This is a genomic window from Paenibacillus sp. JT22N12 (assembly GCF_056269365.1).
Map to the genome: position 1 here is coordinate 24,891 of NZ_JBWDNU010000018.1, position 22,004 is coordinate 46,894.

Sequence of the window (22,004 nt, forward strand, 5' to 3'; positions counted from 1 at the left end):
GACCCAATTGTCAGCCGCCGCGGGCTTTGTGATCTGCATCAAGCGGCTCAAGCAGCTGCAGCTCCTCTGCAATGACCAGGGCTTGGGTTCGTGAAGAGACGCCGAGCTTGCCGTAGATCCGGGAGAGATAGACTTTGATCGTGCCCTCGGTCAAAGACAGCTCTCTTGCGATGGATTTATTCGCTGACCCGTTCTTTATCAGCTGGATAATGACCAGCTCCTGCTGTGTCAGCGGCTCGATCAGCGATCCCTTGGCAAGTCCCGGCTCCCGGTTCTCCGGGAACAAGCCCAGCAGCTGGGCTAAGTAAGCTTCCGGTACGCCCTGGCTAACGTCAGCGCAGCGGCTGCGTTCAATCTGGCAGGCCCGCAGCAAAGCCGCCATGGCTTTGCCCTCGTCCACAAAGCTGCGGATATAACCGTTTGCTTCCCCAACTATCAGCGCCTCGCGCAAATATTGCAGAGCGGCGGAGCGCTGTCCTCTTTGCGCCTCCAAAAGCGCCTGCCGGATGGAGATTTCCGTCAGGCTCATCAGGCATTTTTCCCGCTCGGCCTGCGGCTTCATGATACCGAGAAGCCGGAGCGCCTCGGCTTCCTTGCGCTTGGCTCCCAGATAGCGGGCGAGCGCCAGAAACTCGAACAGCCGGTCAGGCGTCGGCCGGTCCAAAGCGGAGAGATGAAGCCCGTTCAGCTCCTGCTTGGCCTTGTTCAATTGTCCGTTCCGGACATACAGGCAGGCTAGAAAAACGCGCAGTGGACGAATCCACTGAAACTCCGACCGCGACGCCACATGTTCCACAGCATGATGGATCGTGTCGATCGCCTGCTCCATGCTGCCCCTTACCGCTTGGAGGCCAGCCAGGGTAATCTGCCCAGGGACATACAATCCGGCAATTTCCTCAAAACGCAGCGACTGTTCCCCTTTATGCAGGCAGGCCAGCGACTCGTCCAACCGGTTCCATTCATACAAGCCCTCGGCAAGGGACTGATTCACATAGAGGTTAATCAGCGAATCCTTCCAGCCATGGGATTCAATCAAGCCCATGAACTGACAGGCGATCGCTTCCGTATCAGGAGACAATACCCCCTTCAGTCCCATTGCCGTGCGTCGGACGAGCGGATCGGACATATTGTAATTAAAATTATAAAAGATCGGATTCTCAGGCAGAACTTCACCGGTAATCTCCTCGGAAAACCGGTACCAGCCGGCAAAATCATAATTGTAGAAGACCAGATTCGATTTGACAAAAAGCAGTCCGCTGCGGATTTGACGGCGCTCGCCGGCATCGGCTTTCGGCAGATGGCGCTCTTCAATGCGCGCCAGAGCTAAAGCCGCACGGACTAACTGACCTGTTACAACAAGCATGAAGGAATGCAGAAGGGACAGGCCGGAGGGCAGCTCCGCGCGCTGTTCTATCGCTTCAAACCAGCGCAGCAGGGTGGAGAATTCCCCGCGTTGGAACAGAACCGGGGCATGCTCGCCCAGCAGTTGTATGGCATATTCATAATCCTCGCCCAGAATCGCGTGATTGATTGCTTCATCCGTCATCCCCTGTGCCATGAAGGATCTGCTCGCCGCGCGGTTTCCCTGGCTCCACAGCAGAGGGTGGTTCCGTTTGATCAGACTGCGCAGAAATTCGGAGAATAAATGATGGTAGCGAAACCACGTATCGGCTGGATCCAGCGAGATGAGAAATAAATTCATGGTCCTGAGCTTGGTCAGCATGTCCTGACCGTCCGTTCGGCCCGTCACATCGTTGCATACAGCTGCATTTATCCGCTCCAGTACAGACGTTTGCAGCAGAAAGCTGTGGACGGCAGAAGGCAAATTAGCCATGACCTCATTGAATAAATAATCGGCGACATTGCGGTGAAGGCCGCTGAAGCTGTCGATATAGCGGTCATAGTCCATGGTGGAGCGCAGCGAGATGGATACCAGCTGGAGTCCGGCCACCCAGCCCTCGGTACGTTCAAACAATCGCTTAATCTGTCCTGGCGAAAGCGGCAAACGGGATACCTCGCGGTAGAAGGCTTGCGTTTCCTCCAGAGTAAACTGAAGCTGCCCGATTGCCAGTTCGTCGAACTGTGCCCGGACCCTCCACTTGGAGGTAGCAAAGGGAAGCTCTGCGCGGCTCGAGATAATCACATGAATGTGGCCGGGCAGATAATCTATGAAATAGGACAGCCCTTCATGAATTCGTTCATCGGCTATACGATGGTAATCATCCAGCACGATGACAAGGGGCCCGGGAATATCGATCAGTTCGTTAATGAAAGCATCCAGGAAGGTATAAATTGTCATTCCCGGCAGCAGCTGCGCCAACGAGGAGATTCTTTCGGACGTCAGGGGAGAACCGGCAGTGATCACGGCCTGCATGACATAACGCCAGAATCGTATGGAGTCGTTATCCCGGTCATCCAATGATACCCATGCTGCGGAAAGCTGATGATGGTGAATCGTCTGCGTGAGCAGCGTTGTTTTGCCGAAGCCGGCCGGAGCGATGACTGTCGTCAGTTTGCCGTCAAGATTATGTGTTATGGCATCCATGAGCCGGATCCGCAGCAATTGCTTGTCCCGGGATGCGGGAAGGCTTGTCTTGGTTTTCAGTAAAATGGTTTCGGAAATCATCGTTCCTCCATGATGCAAGTCAGTCATTGTGATGACTATATTATACTGTAATCTATTAGACTCATCAGGTGATAGTGTTAAATATAAATAATCTTTATCACCAGAAATTTTCTATTGAAGTATATTAATTATACATATATTGGGAGGGTTTTTGTATGGTATACATTATTCATGAAGAATAAAGTGAATCTTCTCATTGAAATGGACCACAAAGAAAAAGTGGCTGAACAGGCGATCGCCTTGTTCAACCACTTTCTTTTTCAATTCTTTTTGAGCTGCCTTCTGCAGCGAGCCGGCGATAACGCCAGCTTCTAATGCGTTGCGCTGGAGCCTTGGCCTTCGCTTGCGGGATCCATTTTGTCCCGACCCATGGCAAAGGCTGCGAAGAAGGCGAGGGCGGCCGGAATGATTGCCCAGGCGAAAGTATGCGTGATCGAGGACGAGAGCGCAATCGATATTTTATCCAGCACCTGCTCCGGGATATTGGCCCGCAGCTCCGGCGACAAGAGGGCATGAGGGTCGCTCAAGTCTATGCCTTCCGGTATCTGAGCCCCGCCGCTGCCGCTTCCCCCGGCAAAGGATTCACTCATCCTGTTCATAAACAAATGGCTCTGAATAATGCCAAAGACCGTGATGCCGAGCGTCATGCCAAGCGAACGGAGGAAATTCAGCGTGGCGCTTGCGGAGCCGCGCTGCCGGGCGCTCACGGAATGAATCGCCGCATTGCTCAGCACGGAGAAGGAAGCGCCTATGCCAAGACCTACAAGCACCATATACACACGGATAATCAGCTTGGAGGAATCGGGGCCGATCGTCGTGAGCAGCGCCACACCGGCTGCAAGCAGTGCCAGAGTCGGCAGCATAATGGAACGGTAGCTGGTTTTGGTCAGCAGCGTACCGCCAAGGGTTGCCGTTACGACAGAACCTACCATCATAGGGAGAAGAACCAGACCGGAGTTGGTTGCTTTGCCTCCCAGAACGCCCTGGATGAAGATCGGAATATAGACGGAGGCTGTAATGAACGCCGCTCCGCTGAGCAGGGCCATTACATTGCTGGAAGCATACAGCTTGTCTTTGAACATGGCAAAGGAGATAATCGGCTCCTTGGCGCGCGTCTCGGCGAACAGAAACAGCAGGGCCAGCACGACGAACACAGCGAACAAACCAAGTATCATTGCGGAATCCCAGGCGTATTGCTTGCCACCGAGCTCAAGGGCGAACATCAGGCAGACGATGCCGCCGACAAGCGTAAATGCGCCAAGCCAGTCGATTTTTTGCTGTGAATGCTCGTGCGATTCCTTGTAGAATAAAGCAACCATCAGGAAGGCGATAATGCCAATCGGCAGATTAATATAGAAAACCCATTCCCAGGCGATATAGTCCGTTATGTAAGCGCCCAGAAGCGGCCCGAAGATGCTGGAGAGGCCAAATACCGCACCGAACAATCCGCCCAGCTTGCCCCGTTTCTCAAGAGGCACGGCATCGAACATGATGGTGAAAGCGATCGGGATAAGCGCGCCGCCTCCGATGCCCTGAATCGCGCGGTAGATACTGAGCTCTACAATCGTTGTGGCTGTACCGCATAGAATAGAGCCCAGCATGAAGACCAGAATACCGAAAATAAAGAATTTCTTGCGTCCGTACATATCCGATAATTTACCGAATATCGGCATGCCGGCCATTTCGGCAACCATATAAGCCGATGTGACCCATACGAATTTGTCCAGGCCGCCCAGCTCCCCGACAATCGTTCCCATAGCCGTAGCGACAATCGTGTTGTCCATGGAAGCCATGAGAATACCGAGCAGCAGACCGGCAAGAACGATCCCCACCTTGTTTCCTTGCGCTGTTGTTGTCATTTTCTTTGAACGCCTCACTCATCTTAAGATTTCTTTATTCTTTTTGCCATCTCTCACTTGTCTGCTTCATTATAGACGAAGACCCCTGACAACAGGGTGTCAGGGAACTTCCGCTAAGAAAAATAATTTCAGCCGTTTCGGGTTATTCTTGCTGCCCGGATTCAGGCGAGGAGCTGTTTTCGCTCAGCATAATGCCGCCTTTGGTGGTGGATTCCTGAAGATCGTCAGGTGGATACAAGCCGGAGCGCAGCTGGATCCAGTGGAAGAAATGGGTGCAGATTACTTTGAGCACGGCATATCCGGGAACGGCAACGATAATGCCGAGGATGCCGAACAGATTGCCGGCTGTCAGAATGACGAAGATGATGGTGACCGGATGAATACGCAGCGTCTTCCCCATAATTTGCGGCGAGATGAATTTGCCTTCAACCAGCTGAACTATGGTCCAGACGACGACCATCTTGAGCAGCATGGCCGGCGATGTGACCGTTGCCACAATAAGCGCCGGGGTTATCGCGATGACGGGCCCCAGATAAGGAACGATGCTCGTACAGGCAGCCATAATCGCAAGCACCAGTGAATATTCCAGCCCGATAATCAGGTAGCCGATGTACAAAAGACCGCCGATACAGAAGCTGACAATAATCTGTCCCCGAATATAGGAGGCGATCTGATCATTCATCTCCACCATGACACGCCGGGTTTCCTTGCGCAGTCCTGTAGGAATGAACTGCAGAATGAAACGGGGGAGATCGCGGCCGTTCTTGAGCAGGTAAAACAAGATGAAAGGAAGCGTCACAGCCGCAAGCACAACCTCGGTCACCACACCCAAAACCCCGCCGATCCGGGTCCAGGCGTTGGCGAAGAAATCGGAGGCCCGCGAAGTAATGGTTTTCGTCAAATCTGCAGTATGGAAACCAAGTGTTGCCTGGACTTCGCTGAAAAAGTCGCTGCCGGTCCACTGTTTGATTTTTTGCTGGGCATCTTCGCTGTAGTCTGGTATATTTTCTATCAAGCTCGTAATTTGGTTGCGGATAAGCGGAATAACAGCCACAACCGCGATGACAATCAAACTGATAATCAGCAGGTAAAGAATCAGAATCCCGTAAATCCGTTTGATTCCTCTGCGCTCCATGTCGTCGACCAACGGATTGACCAGATAGTAGACGACGCCGGAAAGAATCAGGGGCAGCACAACGGTCTTGATTAGCGCAATGAGCGGGTTGAAGATGTAGGACACGTGATTAAAGATCATAATGTTGAGTCCAATTAACAATAGAACAAATAAAAATAGCACAAAGCGGTTATTCAAGAATAAATAGCGAAACCGCTCCGACCAAACACGCGAACGCTCCGGCATGCAACCAATTCCCCTCTTCTTCCGTTAATAACATCATGTTATTTCATCTCTATGATGTTTCTCCTATTATTGCACATTAGCCTATCGTCCAAACGCAAATTTATACCCGTATGATCAGTTTTGCAAACAATTAGCTGCTGAAGGGAGAAGTGTAACGTCCATAACACCAACAAACGGAGGTATCAATTATGTTAAAAGCAAAGACGATGATGTGCGGTGTCCTGTTGACGATGATGCTTACAGCTTGCGGGAATGAATCGAACCGCGCCACGAATCCGGCGGAGCCTATCGATGTGGATCGGCAGACGAGCCGGTCCGAAGGGGATGGGGGAGCAGGCTATGAGGTGCTGGCGGAGGGGCTGCAGTCGCCGTGGGCAATTGATTTTAGCGGGGATCTCATCTTCGTCAGCGAGCGCGATGGCGCTATCGTACAGATCAAGGACGGTCAGGTGACAAGGCAGAAGCTGCAGCTGAGCAATCCCGTGAAGCAGGAGGGCGAGGGAGGACTGCTGGGCTTTGTGCTGGCCGCTGATTTCGCATCCACGAAGCAGGCCTACATTTATTATACCTATGAGCAAAATAGTGAATTATTCAACCGGGTAGCCGTAATCCGGGAGAATGGGGAGGACGGCTGGCTGGAGGAGCGTATATTGCTTGACCGGATACCCGGCGCGTCAAACCATGACGGGGGCCGGCTGGCAGTCGGACCGGACAACCATCTGTATATCACGACAGGCGACGCGCAGCATGAAGAGAATGCCCAGGATCTGAACAGTCTGGCAGGTAAAATATTGCGGATGAAGACGGACGGTTCCGTGCCGGAGGATAACCCTTTTGAGAATTCCTATGTATACAGCTATGGTCACCGCAATCCGCAGGGGCTTGCCTGGAATGATCAAGGGGAGCTGTACAGCTCTGAGCATGGTCCGTCCGCGGTTCCGGGCGGCCATGATGAATTGAACCGGATTGAGCCCGGTCTTAATTACGGCTGGCCTGAGATTATTGGCGATGAGACTAAGGAAGGAATGACACCACCCGTCTATCATACCGGAGACAGTACGCTTGCTCCCTCCGGGATGACGGCGAATGCTCAGGGTGAGTGGCTGGTGACGGGACTTCGCGGCGAATCGCTGCTCAAATTCTCGCCTGATGCGTCCACGAACGAAGTGGTTGTGAGAAGCGAGGGCCGTCTGAGAGATGTCAAAATCCATGATGGGGCTGTCTACGTGATTACCAACAACACGGATGGCCGCGGAAATCCTGCCGGTCAGGATGACAGGCTGCTGCGTTTGACAAACGGATGAAGAAAGGTGGCCTGAAAGCGCTTAATATAGGGGCTGTTTGCCTGTGATTCTCTTATTTTTCTCTATCAGAATCAGGAATTGTAAAGATTTAGTCTCCAAGAATCCGGTAAATGCTGGTATACTAATAATCCTACGGCTCTATTAAAACGAATACTAAAGGGGACCTCTATGAAAAAAATTGGATATCTGGCAATTTTGATCTGTGTGCTGTTTAGTATTTCATCCATCATCCCGGCTTCGGCGAAAGCTGATGAAAGCTACACGGCCAAGGTCGTCATTAATTTACTTAACGTACGCAGCGAGGCTTCTCTGAAAGGGAACATTGTAGGCGCCTTGAAGAACGGCCAGCTGGTGAGTGTCTCCAAGGAAGACGAGTATGGCTGGCTGCAGATCAATTCCGGCAAGGTTTCGGGCTGGGTGGCAGGCTATTATTTGAAGAAGGTTGACGGCACGGTCCAAACTTCAGTAGCGTCCAAGATACAACTGAAGACAGAACCGAAGAAACCTGCCAAGCAAACAGAAGCTACTGTTACTGCCGATTCGTTACGAATCCGCTCGGGTGCAGGAACGAAGTACGAGGTTGTGGGCGGTCTCGCCAAAGGCCAGCAGGTTGCCATTATGGGCAGCCAGAGCGGCTGGGTGAAGATCCAGACTTCGAATGGACAGGCAGGATGGGTATCTGACCGATATATCAGCGGAGGCTCCGTCAATTCGGTCGTGTCCACGAGCCATTCCTCCAAGAGTTCAAACGGGCTTCACGGAAAAACGATTGTCGTGGATCCCGGGCATGGCGGAGATGATCCGGGAATGATCGGCACGACGCAGAAAACGATGGAGAAGGATCTGACACTGAGCACCTCGATCTATCTGGAGCAAGAGCTCCGCGCCCGCGGGGCAAGCGTCGTCATGACGAGAACGAAAGACAAGGAAAAGCCGAGTCTCGGAGAGAGGGTTCAAATTAGCGGATCCGCCCATGCAGACGCATTCATCAGCATTCATTATAATTCTTCCGAAACCAAAGCATCGGGAACGCTCAGCTTTTATTATTCGGAGTCCAAGGACAGGCCTCTGGCGAGATCAATCGAATCCCGGCTTGCCGACGGTATGGAGCTGGACAGCAACGGGATTTCGTTTGGCGACTACCATGTGCTGCGCGAGAATGGTACTCCCTCCGCTCTGATTGAGCTGGGATTCCTGTCCAACAAGAAGGACGAGTCCCTTGTCCGCAAATCCGGCTATCAGCAGAAAGCGGCAGCCGCGATCGCCGAGGGAATTGAAGATTATTTCGATTGATTGTTGCTATAACTGACCGATTGCATTTTAAGGGCCGTGACTTCCAAAATACACTTTTGGAAATCACGGCCCTTTTCATGTTTATCCGCTCGCCTGTGCAACACTCTGCGGATATCGACAAGTGACAAGCGTCAGACCTGCTTGCAACACTTTGCGAGTCTCGACAAGTGACAAGCGTCGAACCTGCTTGCAACACTTGCGAATCCCGACAAGTGACAAGCGTCGTCGAACCTGCTTGCAACACTTACTTGCGACTCTCGACAAGTGACTAGCAGTAAACCTGCTTGTAACACTTGCGAGTCTCGAAAAGTGACTAGCAGTAAACCTGCTTGTAACACTTGCGAGTCTCGAAAAGTGACTAGCAGTAAACCTGCTTGCAACACTTGCGAGTCTCGACAAGACGTTTCGCATGCGCAGCCTGTCTATTGGTTCGCAGGACTTTCTAGGCTTTGGTTTCCGAGAGAACCGCCGGCGCACTGCAGGACAGCCGCTCAATGAACTTTGTATCCACCGCCGTCTTGATTTTGACCCCGCGAATGCCGTCAATGGAATCAATAAGCAGATCTACGGCCATGCGGGCCAGCTGCTCCTTGTCGACATGAATGGTCGTCAGCTCCGGCGTGACAATAACGGACTCGCTAATGTTGTCAAAGCCGATCACAGAGATATCCTCCGGAATCCGGAAGCCAAGCTCGGTCAGCGTCTTCATTGCGCTGATCGCAATATAATCGCATTCGCAGAACAAGGCTGTCGGCAGCTTGCCGCCCTCCTGAATATAGCCTTCCAGCTGCTTGCGCATTGCTTCCTGAGAAGAAAGTATCGTAGGCGCGACATAGAAGGTATGATCCTCCGCCACCCTGAGCCCGCGCTCGGCCAGCGATGCCATAAACCCTCTCCTGCGCGCATCAAAATTATGAATGCGCACATCCGAAGCCACATACCCGATTTCGCGGTGGCCGATGTCGCACAAGTAAGTTCCCGCCTGATAAGCGCCCATCACATTATTGATTTCCAGAAAATGAACAGGCAGTGTCTCGAAGCAGGTATCAAGCACAACGAGATTGGGCCATTTGTCCGCCAGATTCTCAACGCTGTGGCGGTCCAGATTCGTACCCAGCAGGATGACGCCGCTGGTCTGGTTCTCATCCGCAATCGACTGGACGTCGCTGTCGAAGGATTCCATATCCACAGAGGAAAATACCAGCGAATATCCCTTCTGGCGGCAGCGCTCTTCGATAAAATGAATCAATTCCCGAAAGAAAGGCTGCTGGTAATATTTCTCCAGGACGATTCCGGAATTGGAGAATACAAGGAACAGCAGGGATCGGCCGCTTCGATCCGCCGGCTGGCTTTTTGCTTTGAGGGTGTAGCCTTGGTCCCGGGCGATTTGAAGAATTCTCTCGCGGGTCTCCGGACCGATGCCGGGCTTGCCGCTCAGCGCGAGAGAAACGGCGGATTTGGATACCTGGGCCAGCTTGGCGATATCTTCCATTTTCACAACAGGTTACTCCATTCCTGATTAAGCTTTCGTTTATGAAGATTTAGTTGAGTTTAGTGTACAACGTTTTATGACTACTTTGCAAGATGGAACTAAACTAATCGAGTGTTGTTTAGTCGATATAGTTTAATAAATGATCAAATTTACTAAATAATCGTATTGACGGAGCTAAAAACGGGTGATAGGATGAGTTTGAGGAGAAAGTGAAAGTGGTTTTGCTGAATCTGTAGAGTAAGAAATATGACTGTGTTCAGTTAAATTATTTAGTTACTTTTCTTGATTATTTAATTTTGTTTAGTAGATCTGAGGCAGGAGAGTTATTGGATACCTCAGAGAGCATTCCGTACTTGTAATGTTCTGAAGTTTACTGGAGATGAATCTTTCTCCGCGCCAAGGTTACTGCATGGCATCATAAGCAGAAGGAGACCGCCATTAATGAAAAAATTAAAGCTGGGTTACGCGCCTACCCGCCGTTTCGTGTTTAGCGCCGAGGATGCCTTCAAGTATAAGGTGCTTATCCGCGAGAAAATACAATCCTTCGGCATGGATATCGAGATTGTCGATCTTGAGGGGCTGAATGAGGAAGGGCTTCTGTACAACGATAATATCGGGGCCGATCTGATAACTGACCGGTTCCGCCAGGAGAAGGTGGATGCGGTATTTTTCCCGCACTGCAATTTCGGGACCGAGGATACGGTTGCCCGTGTGGCCAAGGCGCTTGGCAAGCCGGCGCTGCTCTGGGGACCGCGTGACGAGGCTCCGCTGGAGGATGGCATGCGTCTGCGCGATACCCAGTGCGGTCTGTTCGCGACAGGCAAGATTTTGCGCCGCTTCAATGTCCCTTACACCTATGTGACCAACAGCCGGGTGGATGATCCGGTATTTGAGCGGGGCTTCAAAAATTTCGTCGCCGCCTCTAACGTGGTCCGGCATTTCCGCTCGCTGCGGATTCTGCAGATTGCCCCGCGACCCGCATCGTTCTGGACGATGATGGTCAATGAAGGCGAGCTGCTGGAGCGCTTTGGCATCGAGATCCATCCCATTACACTGGTGGATATCACAAGAGCCGCGCAGCGTCAGGAGAAGAAGAACAGCAGCGAAATGCTGGAGGCTGTGGACTTCATCCGCTCCCGGATGGATATTACCGAGGTGACTGATGATGATGTGCGGCGCGTGGCTGCGCTGAAGGTGGCGATGAAGCAGTTTGCCGTCGAAACCGGCAGCAGCGCGATTGCGATCCAGTGCTGGTCTTCTCTGCAGGAAGCGATCGGCATCATGCCGTGTCTGGCCAATGCGCTGCTCACCGATGAGCAGATCCCGGTTACCTGCGAAACGGATATTCACGGTGCGATTACCTCCATCATGGTGCAATCCGCAGCGATGAACGAGGCGCCGACCTTTTTCGCCGATCTGACGATCCGCCATCCGGAGAATGCCAACGGCGAGCTGCTGTTCCACTGCGGCAACTTCCCGGTCTCGCTGTCCGTGGAGGAGAAACCGAAGCTGCGCAAGCATTTTCTGTTCGACGATCATTCTCCGGGGACTCATGAGGGCGAGATCCGCGGCGGCGATATGACGCTTGCCCGCTTCGACGGCGACCATGGCGAATATTCGCTGTTTCTGGGCAAGGCGCGCGGCATTCAGGGTCCTTTTACACGGGGCTCCTATGTCTGGGTGGAAGTCAACGATTGGCCGCTGTGGGAAGAGAAGCTGGTTACCGGTCCTTATGTTCATCATTCCGTAGGCATTCATGCGAACGTCATCCCGCCTCTGTATGAGGCATGCAATTATATTCCAGGTCTGACGCCTGATCCGGTGGATCCGACGGAAGCGCAAATCCGGGCGTGGCTGAGAGGAAGTGTCTAAAACATGACAGCAACAGTGGAGCTCAAACGCAAATCGCTGCAGATCCGCATGGACCTGCTCCGCATCATCCATCGGGCCAAGATGGGGCACACAGGCGGCTCGCTCAGCAACACGGATGTGCTGACAACGCTTTATTACAGCGTCATGCGGCATGATCCGAAGAATCCGAAATGGCAAGGCCGCGACCGTTTTATTGCCAGCAAAGGCCACTCGGTGGAATCATTGTGGTGCATACTGGCCGATCTGGGCTATTTTCCAAAAGAGGAGCTTGAAACTTACTGCCAGTTCGGCACGCGGCTGATCGGGCATCCCAACAACAAAGTGCCGGGTATCGAGATGAACACCGGCGCGCTGGGGCATGGCTTATCCGTCTCCGTCGGCATGGCGCTGGCAGGCAAGAAGGACCACCTTGATTACCGGGTGTTCTGTCTGATGGGCGACGGCGAGCAGGCGGAAGGCTCCGTGTGGGAGGCGGCTATGGCAGGCGCGCATTACGGGCTGGATAATTTGATCGGTATGGTGGACCGCAACCGTCTGCAGATCAGCGGCAGCACGGAGGATGTGATGGGGATGGATCCGCTGGACAGCAAGTGGGAGGCTTTCGGCTGGCGGGTGGAGCAAATTGACGGCCATGATTTCGGACAGCTGCAGCGTTCGCTTTCCCAAGCACCGCAGGAGAAGGGCAAGCCAACCATGCTAATTCTCAACACGGTCAAAGGCAAAGGGATTTCCTTCGCCGAGAACCGCCCGGAATGGCATCACCATGTGCCGAATGACGAGCAGCTGCGGCTGGCTATTGAAGAGCTGGAGGCGGCGCTTGGCGCGCTGGCACCGGAAACAGAAAGGAGCGGAGCCCATGCAAACCATTCCTAATCGGCAGATTATGTGCGAAACGCTGCTGGAGCTTGCCCAAGAGGATCGGGATATTATGGTGCTGGCCAGCGATTCGCGCGGATCGGCTGCTATGGCGCCGTTCGCCAAGGCCTTCCCCGAGCAGTTTGTGGAAACAGGCATCGCCGAGCAAAATATTGTCGGCATCGCGGCAGGTCTCGCGCACAGCGGCAAAAAGCCTTTCGTTACTTCGCCTGCCTGCTTCCTCAGCATGAGAAGCATCGAGCAGGTGAAGGTTGACGTGGCTTATTCGGCCACGAACGTCAAGCTTGTCGGCATTAGCGGCGGCGTCAGCTACGGAGCGCTTGGCATGTCCCATCATTCCCTGCAGGATTTCGCGGTCATGCGGGCGATACCGGGACTCACAGTTGTGGTTCCGGCTGACCGTCACGAGACGAAAGTGATGACCAAGGCATTAGCCGGCCATGAGGGCGGAGCTTATGTGCGTATCGGGCGCAACCCCGTTGAAGATGTTTATGAATCGGACGATTATGAGTTCCAGCTCGGCAAAGCCGTGCAGATGAAGGCAGGCAGCGATATTACGCTGATTGCCGTAGGCGAAACCGTGCGCATTGCGCTGGATGCCGCTGCGCTGCTGGAGAAGGACGGCATTCATGCACGCGTGCTCAACATGCACACGATTAAACCGCTTGATGAGGCGGCTATTGTGGCGGCAGCTTCAGAGACGGGTGCCATTATTACGCTGGAGGAGCACAGCATCTTCGGCGGACTCGGTGCCGCCGTTGCGGAAGTAACCGCGGGCAGCAGACCTGTTCCGGTCCGGATTCTGGGAATTCCCGATGAACCGGCGATTGCGGGCAAGACGTCGGAAATTTTCGACCACTATGGCCTCAGTGCCGGTAATGTAAGATCGATCGCCCAGGAGATGGTTCAGGCCATGGTGAGCCAGGGATGACGGTTAGTCCGGCTGAGTATGAACAGGCGGGAAAGCCCTTGTACCTGCTGACCGTGGATCAGAGCACAACAGCGACCAAGGCGATCGTAACGGATCGCGGTGGAAGAATTGTCGGCCGCTGCTCGAAGACTCACAGGCAAATCTATCCGCGCGAAGGCTGGGTGGAGCATGATCCGCTGGAGCTGTATGAGAATGTGAAAGCGTCGATCCGGGGAGTGGTGGAGGAAGCGGAGGTCCCGCTTCATCTGATTGCCGGCATCACCATCACCAACCAGCGGGAAACCGCGTTGATATGGGACCGTGTGAGCGGACTCCCGGTCGGCAATGCCATCGTCTGGCAGTGCCGGCGAACGGCCGATTACTGCGACCGCTTGAAGCGTGAAGGGCATGAAGCTCTTGTGCAGGCCAAGACGGGACTGCCGCTGGACCCGTATTTCTCCGCCAGCAAATGGCGGTGGCTGCTGGAGCATGCCGATCCTGCTATTCCAAAGGAACGGCTTCTGGCCGGCACGGTGGACAGCTGGTTGATCTGGAAGCTGACTGGAGGACGTGTCCACGCAACGGATTATACCAATGCGAGCCGCACGCAGCTGTTCAACATTCATACGTTGAGCTGGGATGCGGAGCTGGCTGCATTGTTCGGCATCCCGCTCGGTATGCTGCCCGAGGTGCGTATGAGTGACAGCGGATATGGATTCATTGCCGATGCGGCTTTGTTGCCGCTTGAAGTAGAAATGCCTATTGCAGGTGTGATCGGTGACTCGCAGGCGGCGTTGTTCGGACAGCAGTGTACAAAGCCGGGAATGGCGAAGGGAACCTATGGCACAGGAACATCTGTCCTGATGCATATCGGCACGCAGCCGATTATGCCGGGCAGAGGCCTGGTACTGGCTGTTGCCTGGGGATTGAACGGCAGCATTGAATACGCGCTGGAAGCGGTAATTCATTCAACGGGCGACTGCCTGAACTGGGCCCGCGACCAGATGGGGCTTTATCAGACCTTTGAAGAGCTGGAGCAAGCCATCACTTCTGTAGACGGGGCAGGCGGCGTGTACCTGGTGCCGGCTTTTGTCGGGCTTGGAGCGCCGCATTGGAATCCGCATGCCAGGGCCGCGATTATGGGGATGAACCGCTCGACAGACCGGCGGCATATTCTAAGGGCTGCTCTGGAGAGCATCGCGTATCAGGTGGCAGGCGCGGTCCGGCTGCTTGAGGAGGAGACGGGAATGCCGCTCAGCGAGCTGCGTGTGGATGGCGGCGCTACTGCCAACGGTCTCTTGATGCAGCTTCAGGCGGATCTGCTGGATGCCCCTGTCGCTCTTCCGGAGGCGGCGGAATTATCCGCTCTGGGCTCTGCCTATATGGGCGGCCTTGCTCTCGGGTTCTGGTCCGGTTCCGATGAGATAGCCGGCTTCTACCGGCAAAATCAAGTCTTTGCTCCGCGGATGGAAGCCGATAAGCGCCGGGAGCTGATGGGCGGCTGGAACGCCGCAGTTGCGGGGGTACTGGCGGCCGAAGAAGCAGGCCGTAGCAGCGGACTTCAGCGGTAGCTGGAGCGCTGGCAGCCGAAGAAGCAGACCGTAGTGCGTAGCGGCCTGCCGCCCCACTGGCTGGCCTGCTGGCAGCTGAAGAAACAAGCCGTAGCGGCGGACTGCCGCAGTAAGAGGTATGCTGGCAGCCGCAAAAACTTGCTAGAACGTTGAAGCGCCTTCTGGAGGCTGAGTAAGTGGCCGGTAAACGTTGAAACGCCGCAGTAGTTGGCGTACTGACGGCCGAAGAAGCAAGCCAGGCGGCGCACAACACTGTGGTGGAGAAAAATAGCTTTTGTCTAGATGATTTATTAGCTTGTATTCTTGAATGCGATACGAAGCCAGCTGTTTGCCCGGTAAGTCGGGTAAGCGCAGATCGGGATGAAGTCCCGATCTGCTGGAGAATCCACTCAAGCGAGCAAGCTTGGATAATAGTGGGGAGTATTCGCCACAACACGGTTTTTACTTCTTGCGGTGGAGATTGCAGAGGTACAGTGGCTGCAGGGAGGATTTTCCTTGCTGGAGCAGCCTTTTGCATCTTTCAAGCACTATATGCCAGATGCAGCAAGGTTTTTTCTTCTTACACGGGATATCCCGAGGGCTGAGGTGCACATAAGAAGGATATTCCTTATTAGAGCAGCAATTTGAGCTTTGCGACTACTGTCATTGCAGCCAGTTCCCCTCATCTAAGTTCTGAACGTCGATATTGTCCAACATCTGTTTTGATGTTGATTTTTACAATGATTAAAAGGCGGAGCGGGCGGAAGCATTCTGGAGAAACGAAGTGTTCGCCTTTGTCCACGGGATTTCCACCATTAGAGGATTCATACATTCAGGGAAATCTGGGGACAACAGCGATCGGAAGAAGCTTCCGCATGCGCAGCAAGGTTTAATGGTTTCAAACGGATCAAGGAATTCTGGGGACAACAGCGATCACCGACAAGTGACAAGCTATTCACCTGCTTGCAGCACATGCGAAATTTTGGAAGAAGCTTCCGCACGCGCACCAATGCTCGCTGGTTTTTCATAAATATTGCCACTGTTACGACATTTGTTTGGTTACAGCTGCCGTTATGAATTTTACAATTGAAGGCCAGAATTGTGAAGAGGGGAATGGATCATGATGAACTTTCCGTACGAGGTTCCGGAGTCCAAGAAAATCCGCCTGATCGTCAATACCGATGCTTGCAATGAAGCCGATGACCAATACGCGATAGCCCATGCGCTGCTGACGCCGAGATTCCGGATTGCCGGCCTGATTGGCGCGCATTTCGGCACCCGGAGCGCAACCTCCATGGAGGATTCCTATGAGGAGATTCAGAAGATGCTGAAGATCATGCAAATGGAGCAGCAAGTCGGCGTGTACAAAGGGGCGGAAGGCGCTCTTCCGGATGAAGTGACAGCGCTTCCCTCCGAAGGCTCCGAGCTGATCATACGGGAGGCCATGAAGGATGATCCCGCTCCGCTGTTTGTGATTTTTCTGGGCCCACTGACCGATATGGCCTCTGCCTACCTCCAGGAGCCGCAGATTGCCGGGCGACTGACTGCGGTGTGGATCGGAGGGGGCGTCTATCCCGAGGGATCGGATGAATTTAATTTGGGCAATGATATTGCGGCGGCCAATGTGGTTTTCCAATCGCCGATCCCGCTGTGGCAGGTGCCGAAAAATGTATATTCCATGATCCGTGTCAGTCTGGCGGAGCTTGCCGTGAAGGTCATGCCGCATGGAGAATTGGGCGCTTATTTGTTTCAGCAGCTGGTAGAGTTTAATATGAAGTGGGGAGACAATCCCTCCTGGCCCAAAGGCGAGATGTGGATGCTGGGCGATTCCCCTGCTGTGTCGCTGCTGTTGGATGATCATGCCTTCGAATATGATCTGCGGGAATCACCGCGTATTCTGCCGAATATGCGTTATGAATTCGGCCATGGCGGCAGGGACATTCGTGTCTACCGTTATGTGGATGCCCGTTTCACCCTTGAGGATCTGTATGCCAAGCTGGAATTGTTTCATCGGTACAACAAGCTGAACGCTTAAGGAGGACTTTCTATTATGCCCATTCGGGTTACAGTTTGCAAAACGGAATATGCCATCAACCCCCTTGGGCTTGATGTTATGGAGCCGCGTCTGTTCTGGCGTGTAGCCGCCACTCAGAATGCCACGGTTCAAAGCGCTTATCAGGTGCTGGTCGCCGAATCGGAAGATAGCCTGAATCAGGATCAGGGTTCGATGTGGGACAGCGGCAAGGTGGCCTCCAGCGAATCTATCCATATTGTCTACAAAGGCAAGCCGCTTCAGGAGGAAGGCCGTTATTACTGGAAGGTCCGCGTTTGGGACGGCAAGGATCAGCCTTCAGAGTGGAGTGTAATCTCCTTCTGGACGATGGGTCTGCTGTCGCGTGATGCCTGGAAAGCCAAATGGATCGGCCGCAAAGCGCAGCCTGATCTGGAGTTCCAGCCTTCGCCCTATTTGCGCAAAACCTTTACGCTGCGGGGCAAGGTGCGCCGCGCATCCGCCTATGCGACAGCGCTTGGCGTATACGAGCTGTTCATCAACGGGGAACGAGTCAGCTCGCTGTTCGCGCCGGGCTGGACGGATTACGATACCCGCGTTCAGGTTCAGACCTATGACGTCACTCATCTGCTTGAGGAAGGACCCAATGCCGCAGGCGTCATTCTCGGCGACGGCTGGTATGCCGGCACGGTTGGCTTTCTTGGCAAGCATGTTTACGGCGAGCGGCCTTTTGGCCTGCTGCAAATTAATATTGAATATGAGGACGGCACACGGGAGAGCATCGCAACGGACGGCACCTGGAAAACCTCGAGTGGTCCCATTGCCTACTCCGATATGATCAAAGGTGAAACCTACGATGCCCGCCAGGAGCTGCAGGGCTGGAGCTATGCGGATTATAACGATGCGATGTGGGAGCAGCCGGATGTGCGCTCCGGCTACAATGGACTGCTCGTATCGGCTGTAGAACCTCCCATTCGGATCACCAAGACGATCAAGCCGGTTGATATCTGCAAAACGGCAGCCGGTACTTACATTTATGATATGGGTCAGAATATGGTCGGCTGGACAGAAGTGAAGGTGAAGGGCAAACGGGGCACGAAAATCACGCTCAGCCATGCCGAGATGCTGAATCCGGATGGAACCCTGTATCTCGATAACCTTCGCGTGGCGGTGCAGCAGGATCATTATATTCTCAAGGGAGAAGGCGAAGAGCGTTATGAGCCGCACTTTACTTTTCACGGTTTCCGCTATGTAGAGCTGATCGGTTATCCCGGAGAGCCTGGGGAAGATACGATTATCGGGAAAGTCATCCATTCCGATACACCGGAGAATGGACGTCTGGAGACGTCAGACCCCATGATCAATAAATTATATTCCAATATTACCTGGGGCCAGCGCGGCAATTTTCTGTCGGTGCCGACGGATTGTCCGCAGCGCGACGAGCGGCTGGGCTGGACGGGCGATGCCCAGATTTTTGCCCGGACGGCTTCGTACAATATGGATGTCTCGCGCTTTTTCACCAAGTTTATCGGGGATATGATCGATTCCCAGCAGCCGTCGGGCGCATTTACGGATGTCGCTCCGGATGCGGGCTGGATCCGCCATAAAATGTGGAATACCCGTCTGAACTGGTTTGCGCCGGATAATGCCGGTTGGGGAGACGCCGGAGTCGTTATTCCATGGACGCTTTATCTGATGTACGGGGATGTCCGCATTCTGGAAACCCACTATGACGCCATGGTGCGCTGGGTGGAATATTTGCGCCAGAGCACGGATAACCTGATCCGGCCGGATTATGCGAATTACGGCGATTGGCTCTCGATCAAGGCGGACACGCCGAACGAGGTGCTGGCTACGGCTTACTTCGCGTATAGTACCAGACTGCTTGCGAACATTGCCGGCGTGCTTGGCAAGCACGGGGACGAGAGACGCTACAGCGGGCTTTTCGCGGATATCGGCGAAGCCTTCCGCGGCGCATTCGTGGATGAGGAAGGCCGCATTCACGGCGAAACGCAGACGGTATACGTGCTGGCGCTGCAGTTTGGCCTGCTGACGGAGGAGCTGCGGCAGAAGGCGGTCCGCCATCTGGTCGATAATATCCGGAGCAACGGCGACCGTCTGTCGACGGGCTTCCTCGGAGTCGGTTACCTGCTGCCGGCATTGACGGATAACGGCCAGCTGGATACGGCTTATACGCTGCTGCAGCAGGAAGCTTTTCCATCCTGGATGTATTCCATCAAGCATGGCGCAACGACGATTTGGGAGCGCTGGGACGGATGGACGGAGGAGAACGGCTTCCAGACTCCGGGGATGAATTCGTTCAACCATTATTCGCTTGGCTCCGTCGGCGAGTGGATGTTCCGGTATATGGGAGGCATTGAAGCCGATCCCGGCAGGCCGGCCTTCCGCCACACGATCATACGTCCGCAGCCGGGCGGGAAGCTTACCCGGGTCAATGCCCAATACGAATCCCTGTACGGTACAGTTGCGACAGAATGGCATTTGAACGAGGAAGGGCATTTCCGCTTGTCCGTGCGGATACCGGCCAACACAACGGCATCCGTTCATGTGCCGGGCCGCAATATCCGTCTGGTGGACGCTCCCGATGCCATTGGCGCTCCGGCGCTTGGCGGACAAGCGCTTGGATTGGCAACGGCTGACCGCGGACCGGATGCCGTAAGCAACAGTCTGGTTGGATGCGAGCTTGTAGCCGAATCCGAAACCGGCTCGGAATATCATATCGGCTCGGGACAATTTACTTTTTTAAGCGAGCTGAACAGCATTTAAGGCAGAATAGTTTGAAACAAGCCAGAGTCTTATAAAGAGGATCGCAAGCGTAAGCTGCGCCGCCTGTTTGGGCTCTGGCTGTTTTTTTCGGAATGTATAAGTTTCAGAGGACGGCGACAGCCGTTTCTTCCAGATCGTTGTGACAGCGGTTTCTTTTTTTGAAGGAGGCTTCCCCCCATGCTGAATCTAAAGCGGGAACGGTGGCTGTCGGGTCGAATCCGCCCCTTCTTTTCCCAGCTCCGCACGCGCCTGCTGCTTAGTTATTTTGTCATCATTTTATTATGTATTGCCCTGGTGGGCGCGGTGTCCTTCTATATCTCCTATCAAACGATGGCGGAGCGGGTGGAGTCGGCCAGTCTGCAGATTATTCGCCAAATCGAGAACAATATGGATAATGATTTTCACAGCAAACGCAATATATTGCTGGCTCCTTATTACACGCAGGAATACATCGACGGCATTAACGCCTACCGGGAAATGAGCGAGGAAGACAAGTTTCTTTTCCGCCAGGAGCTGGGCAATTTATTCCTCAAGAGCTTTAACATTACGCCGATCCGTGATTTCATCCGCTTCCAGATCTATTACAGCGGGGGCGAGCTGATGGGAGCTTCGGATGATTTCAAGCCGGAAAGCGCCGCACAGGTTCGGAATTCGGAATGGTATCTGCGCACCGTGATGAAGGACGGAGAGGTGTTCTTCAGCGGAGAGGTCGGAGACAGCGCGCCGGGCGCCGCCAAGCAAACCGCATACTCTTCATCCATTCTCATTCGCGACTTCTCCAATCCCGACCGGTTCATTGTGGTCCGTGTGGAATATGCCGCTGATCTGTTCAGCAGTATCGGGCAGAATGACGGGCTTTCGCCGCACAGCAGCATTCTGATTCTGGATGAAAATAACAAGCTCGTGTACGCCTCGGCTGACAGCTCGCAATATGAGTCCGATACCGCTCTTCTCAGCCGGATGAACGATGATACGGGGAAGTTCTGGTATAAAAAAAACGGCAAGGACGACATGCTCGTCTCGTATACCCGTTCGGCCTACTCGGACTGGAAAGCCGTGCTGGTCATGCCGCGCAGTGACATTACCGGTCCGCTCAACCGGATCAAGACAACCGTTATCGCTACTGCCATTATCGCATTTGTCGTTACCTTTCTGATCTCGCTGCTGTTCGGGCGCAGCATAACAAGGCCGATCCTGAATGTCTACAAAACCGTAAACCGGATCAAGCGGGGGGACTTCTCCATCCGACTGGAGGTGGGGCGCAATGACGAAATCGGCAGAATCGCCAGCAATTTCAACGCGATGCAGGATGAGCTGCAGCATCTGATTGAGACCAAATACATGAACCAGATCAAGCTTCAGGAAGTGGAGCTGGCGATGCTCTATTCGCAGATTAATCCCCACTTCCTGTATAACACGCTGGACAGCATTCGGGCCATGTCCGATTACTATAAAGTCAATGATATCGGCGAGATGGCCCAGGCGCTCGCGGATATGTTCCGCTACAACACGAAGACCGGCGACGAAATCGTCACGCTCCAGGAGGAGCTGGTGCAGATTGACGCCTATATGAAAATCCAGGGCATCCGCTTCGAGGACAAGATTGCTTACGAGCTGGATATCGAAGAGGATGCTTACCGTTTCCCCCTGCTGAAAATGACCCTGCAGCCGCTGGTGGAAAACGCCGTCTTCCACGGCATCGAGCGCAAGCGGGGCAAAGGCACCATCCGCATCTGTGCAGCTGCTGCGGGGGAGCGGCTCCGCCTCACGGTCAGCGACGACGGGGTCGGCATATCCGAGAAGCGGCTGGGCGAGCTTCGCACCAGGCTGGGCTACCCGCTTCATCAGGAGCCGTTCACAGCCTCGGCGGCTGAAGGAGGAATCGGAATCGGCAATGTATACGCCAGATATGCGATCCGTTATGGCGCTCATTTCGAGTTCTCGATCGAGAGCAGGAAGGGGACAGGGACAGCGATTACTCTGTTATTCCCCGAGGCTTGACAGAGGCATCGGGGAAATAAACAGCGGCCGGCCTCCGGCAAAAGTAAGAATAATCAACATTTT

General features: G+C 53.9%; 13 protein-coding genes. 9 read left to right on the plus strand and 4 right to left on the minus strand.

What is annotated here, in order from left to right; translation table 11 throughout:
- Window positions 1–10: 10 nt before the first annotated feature.
- The 3 genes from AC0YOA_RS34510 to AC0YOA_RS34520 all read right to left on the minus strand — a co-directional run bounded on the left by AC0YOA_RS34510 (window position 11) and on the right by AC0YOA_RS34520 (window position 5,845).
- The gene (locus AC0YOA_RS34510; RefSeq protein WP_475790431.1) at window positions 11–2,626 is read right to left on the minus strand and encodes a winged helix-turn-helix domain-containing protein; all 2,616 of its coding nucleotides are present in this window, start codon (window positions 2,624–2,626) and stop codon (window positions 11–13) included.
- A 311-nt stretch (window positions 2,627–2,937) separates the two neighbouring features.
- Window positions 2,938–4,485, minus strand: a complete 1,548-nt coding sequence (locus AC0YOA_RS34515) for an MDR family MFS transporter (RefSeq protein ID WP_475790432.1) — start codon at window positions 4,483–4,485, stop codon at window positions 2,938–2,940.
- Window positions 4,486–4,627: 142 nt separating this feature from the next.
- Window positions 4,628–5,845 (minus strand): AI-2E family transporter, encoded by a 1,218-nt coding sequence (locus AC0YOA_RS34520; protein WP_475790433.1) that lies wholly within the window; start codon window positions 5,843–5,845, stop codon window positions 4,628–4,630.
- 188 nt (window positions 5,846–6,033) lie between these two features.
- Between AC0YOA_RS34520 and AC0YOA_RS34525 the strand changes: the two genes are divergently transcribed.
- Both AC0YOA_RS34525 and AC0YOA_RS34530 read left to right on the plus strand, forming a co-directional pair.
- Window positions 6,034–7,149, plus strand: a complete 1,116-nt coding sequence (locus AC0YOA_RS34525; protein WP_475790434.1) for a PQQ-dependent sugar dehydrogenase — start codon at window positions 6,034–6,036, stop codon at window positions 7,147–7,149.
- Between the two features lie 168 nt (window positions 7,150–7,317).
- Complete coding sequence (locus AC0YOA_RS34530) at window positions 7,318–8,442, plus strand: N-acetylmuramoyl-L-alanine amidase (protein ID WP_475790435.1); 1,125 nt, start codon at window positions 7,318–7,320, stop codon at window positions 8,440–8,442.
- 442 nt (window positions 8,443–8,884) lie between these two features.
- Here AC0YOA_RS34530 and AC0YOA_RS34535 read toward each other — a convergent pair whose 3' ends face one another.
- A complete protein-coding gene (locus AC0YOA_RS34535) occupies window positions 8,885–9,940 on the minus strand; it encodes a LacI family DNA-binding transcriptional regulator (protein WP_475790436.1) in 1,056 nt (351 codons plus the stop codon).
- 435 nt (window positions 9,941–10,375) lie between these two features.
- Here AC0YOA_RS34535 and AC0YOA_RS34540 point away from each other — a divergent pair, with 435 nt between their 5' ends.
- The 7 genes from AC0YOA_RS34540 to AC0YOA_RS34570 all read left to right on the plus strand — a co-directional run bounded on the left by AC0YOA_RS34540 (window position 10,376) and on the right by AC0YOA_RS34570 (window position 21,941).
- On the plus strand, window positions 10,376–11,806 hold the full coding sequence (locus AC0YOA_RS34540; protein WP_210045223.1) for an L-fucose/L-arabinose isomerase family protein: 1,431 nt from the start codon (window positions 10,376–10,378) through the stop codon (window positions 11,804–11,806).
- 3 nt (window positions 11,807–11,809) lie between these two features.
- On the plus strand, window positions 11,810–12,679 hold the full coding sequence (locus AC0YOA_RS34545) for a transketolase (RefSeq protein ID WP_475790437.1): 870 nt from the start codon (window positions 11,810–11,812) through the stop codon (window positions 12,677–12,679).
- A complete protein-coding gene (locus AC0YOA_RS34550; RefSeq protein WP_475790438.1) occupies window positions 12,663–13,613 on the plus strand; it encodes a transketolase family protein in 951 nt (316 codons plus the stop codon). The genes AC0YOA_RS34545 and AC0YOA_RS34550 overlap by 17 nt, the downstream gene beginning before the upstream one ends.
- Entirely contained in the window at window positions 13,610–15,163 is a 1,554-nt protein-coding gene (locus tag AC0YOA_RS34555) for an FGGY family carbohydrate kinase (protein ID WP_475790439.1), read from the plus strand. The genes AC0YOA_RS34550 and AC0YOA_RS34555 overlap by 4 nt, the downstream gene beginning before the upstream one ends.
- 1,099 nt (window positions 15,164–16,262) lie before the next feature.
- Window positions 16,263–17,177 (plus strand): nucleoside hydrolase, encoded by a 915-nt coding sequence (locus AC0YOA_RS34560; protein ID WP_475790440.1) that lies wholly within the window; start codon window positions 16,263–16,265, stop codon window positions 17,175–17,177.
- Between the two features lie 15 nt (window positions 17,178–17,192).
- Window positions 17,193–19,940 carry a family 78 glycoside hydrolase catalytic domain gene (locus AC0YOA_RS34565; protein ID WP_475790441.1) on the plus strand — a complete coding sequence of 916 codons (2,748 nt, stop codon included), beginning with the start codon at window positions 17,193–17,195 and terminating at the stop codon, window positions 19,938–19,940.
- A gap of 177 nt (window positions 19,941–20,117) precedes the next feature.
- On the plus strand, window positions 20,118–21,941 hold the full coding sequence (locus AC0YOA_RS34570) for a sensor histidine kinase (RefSeq protein WP_475790442.1): 1,824 nt from the start codon (window positions 20,118–20,120) through the stop codon (window positions 21,939–21,941).
- Window positions 21,942–22,004 lie beyond the last annotated feature (63 nt).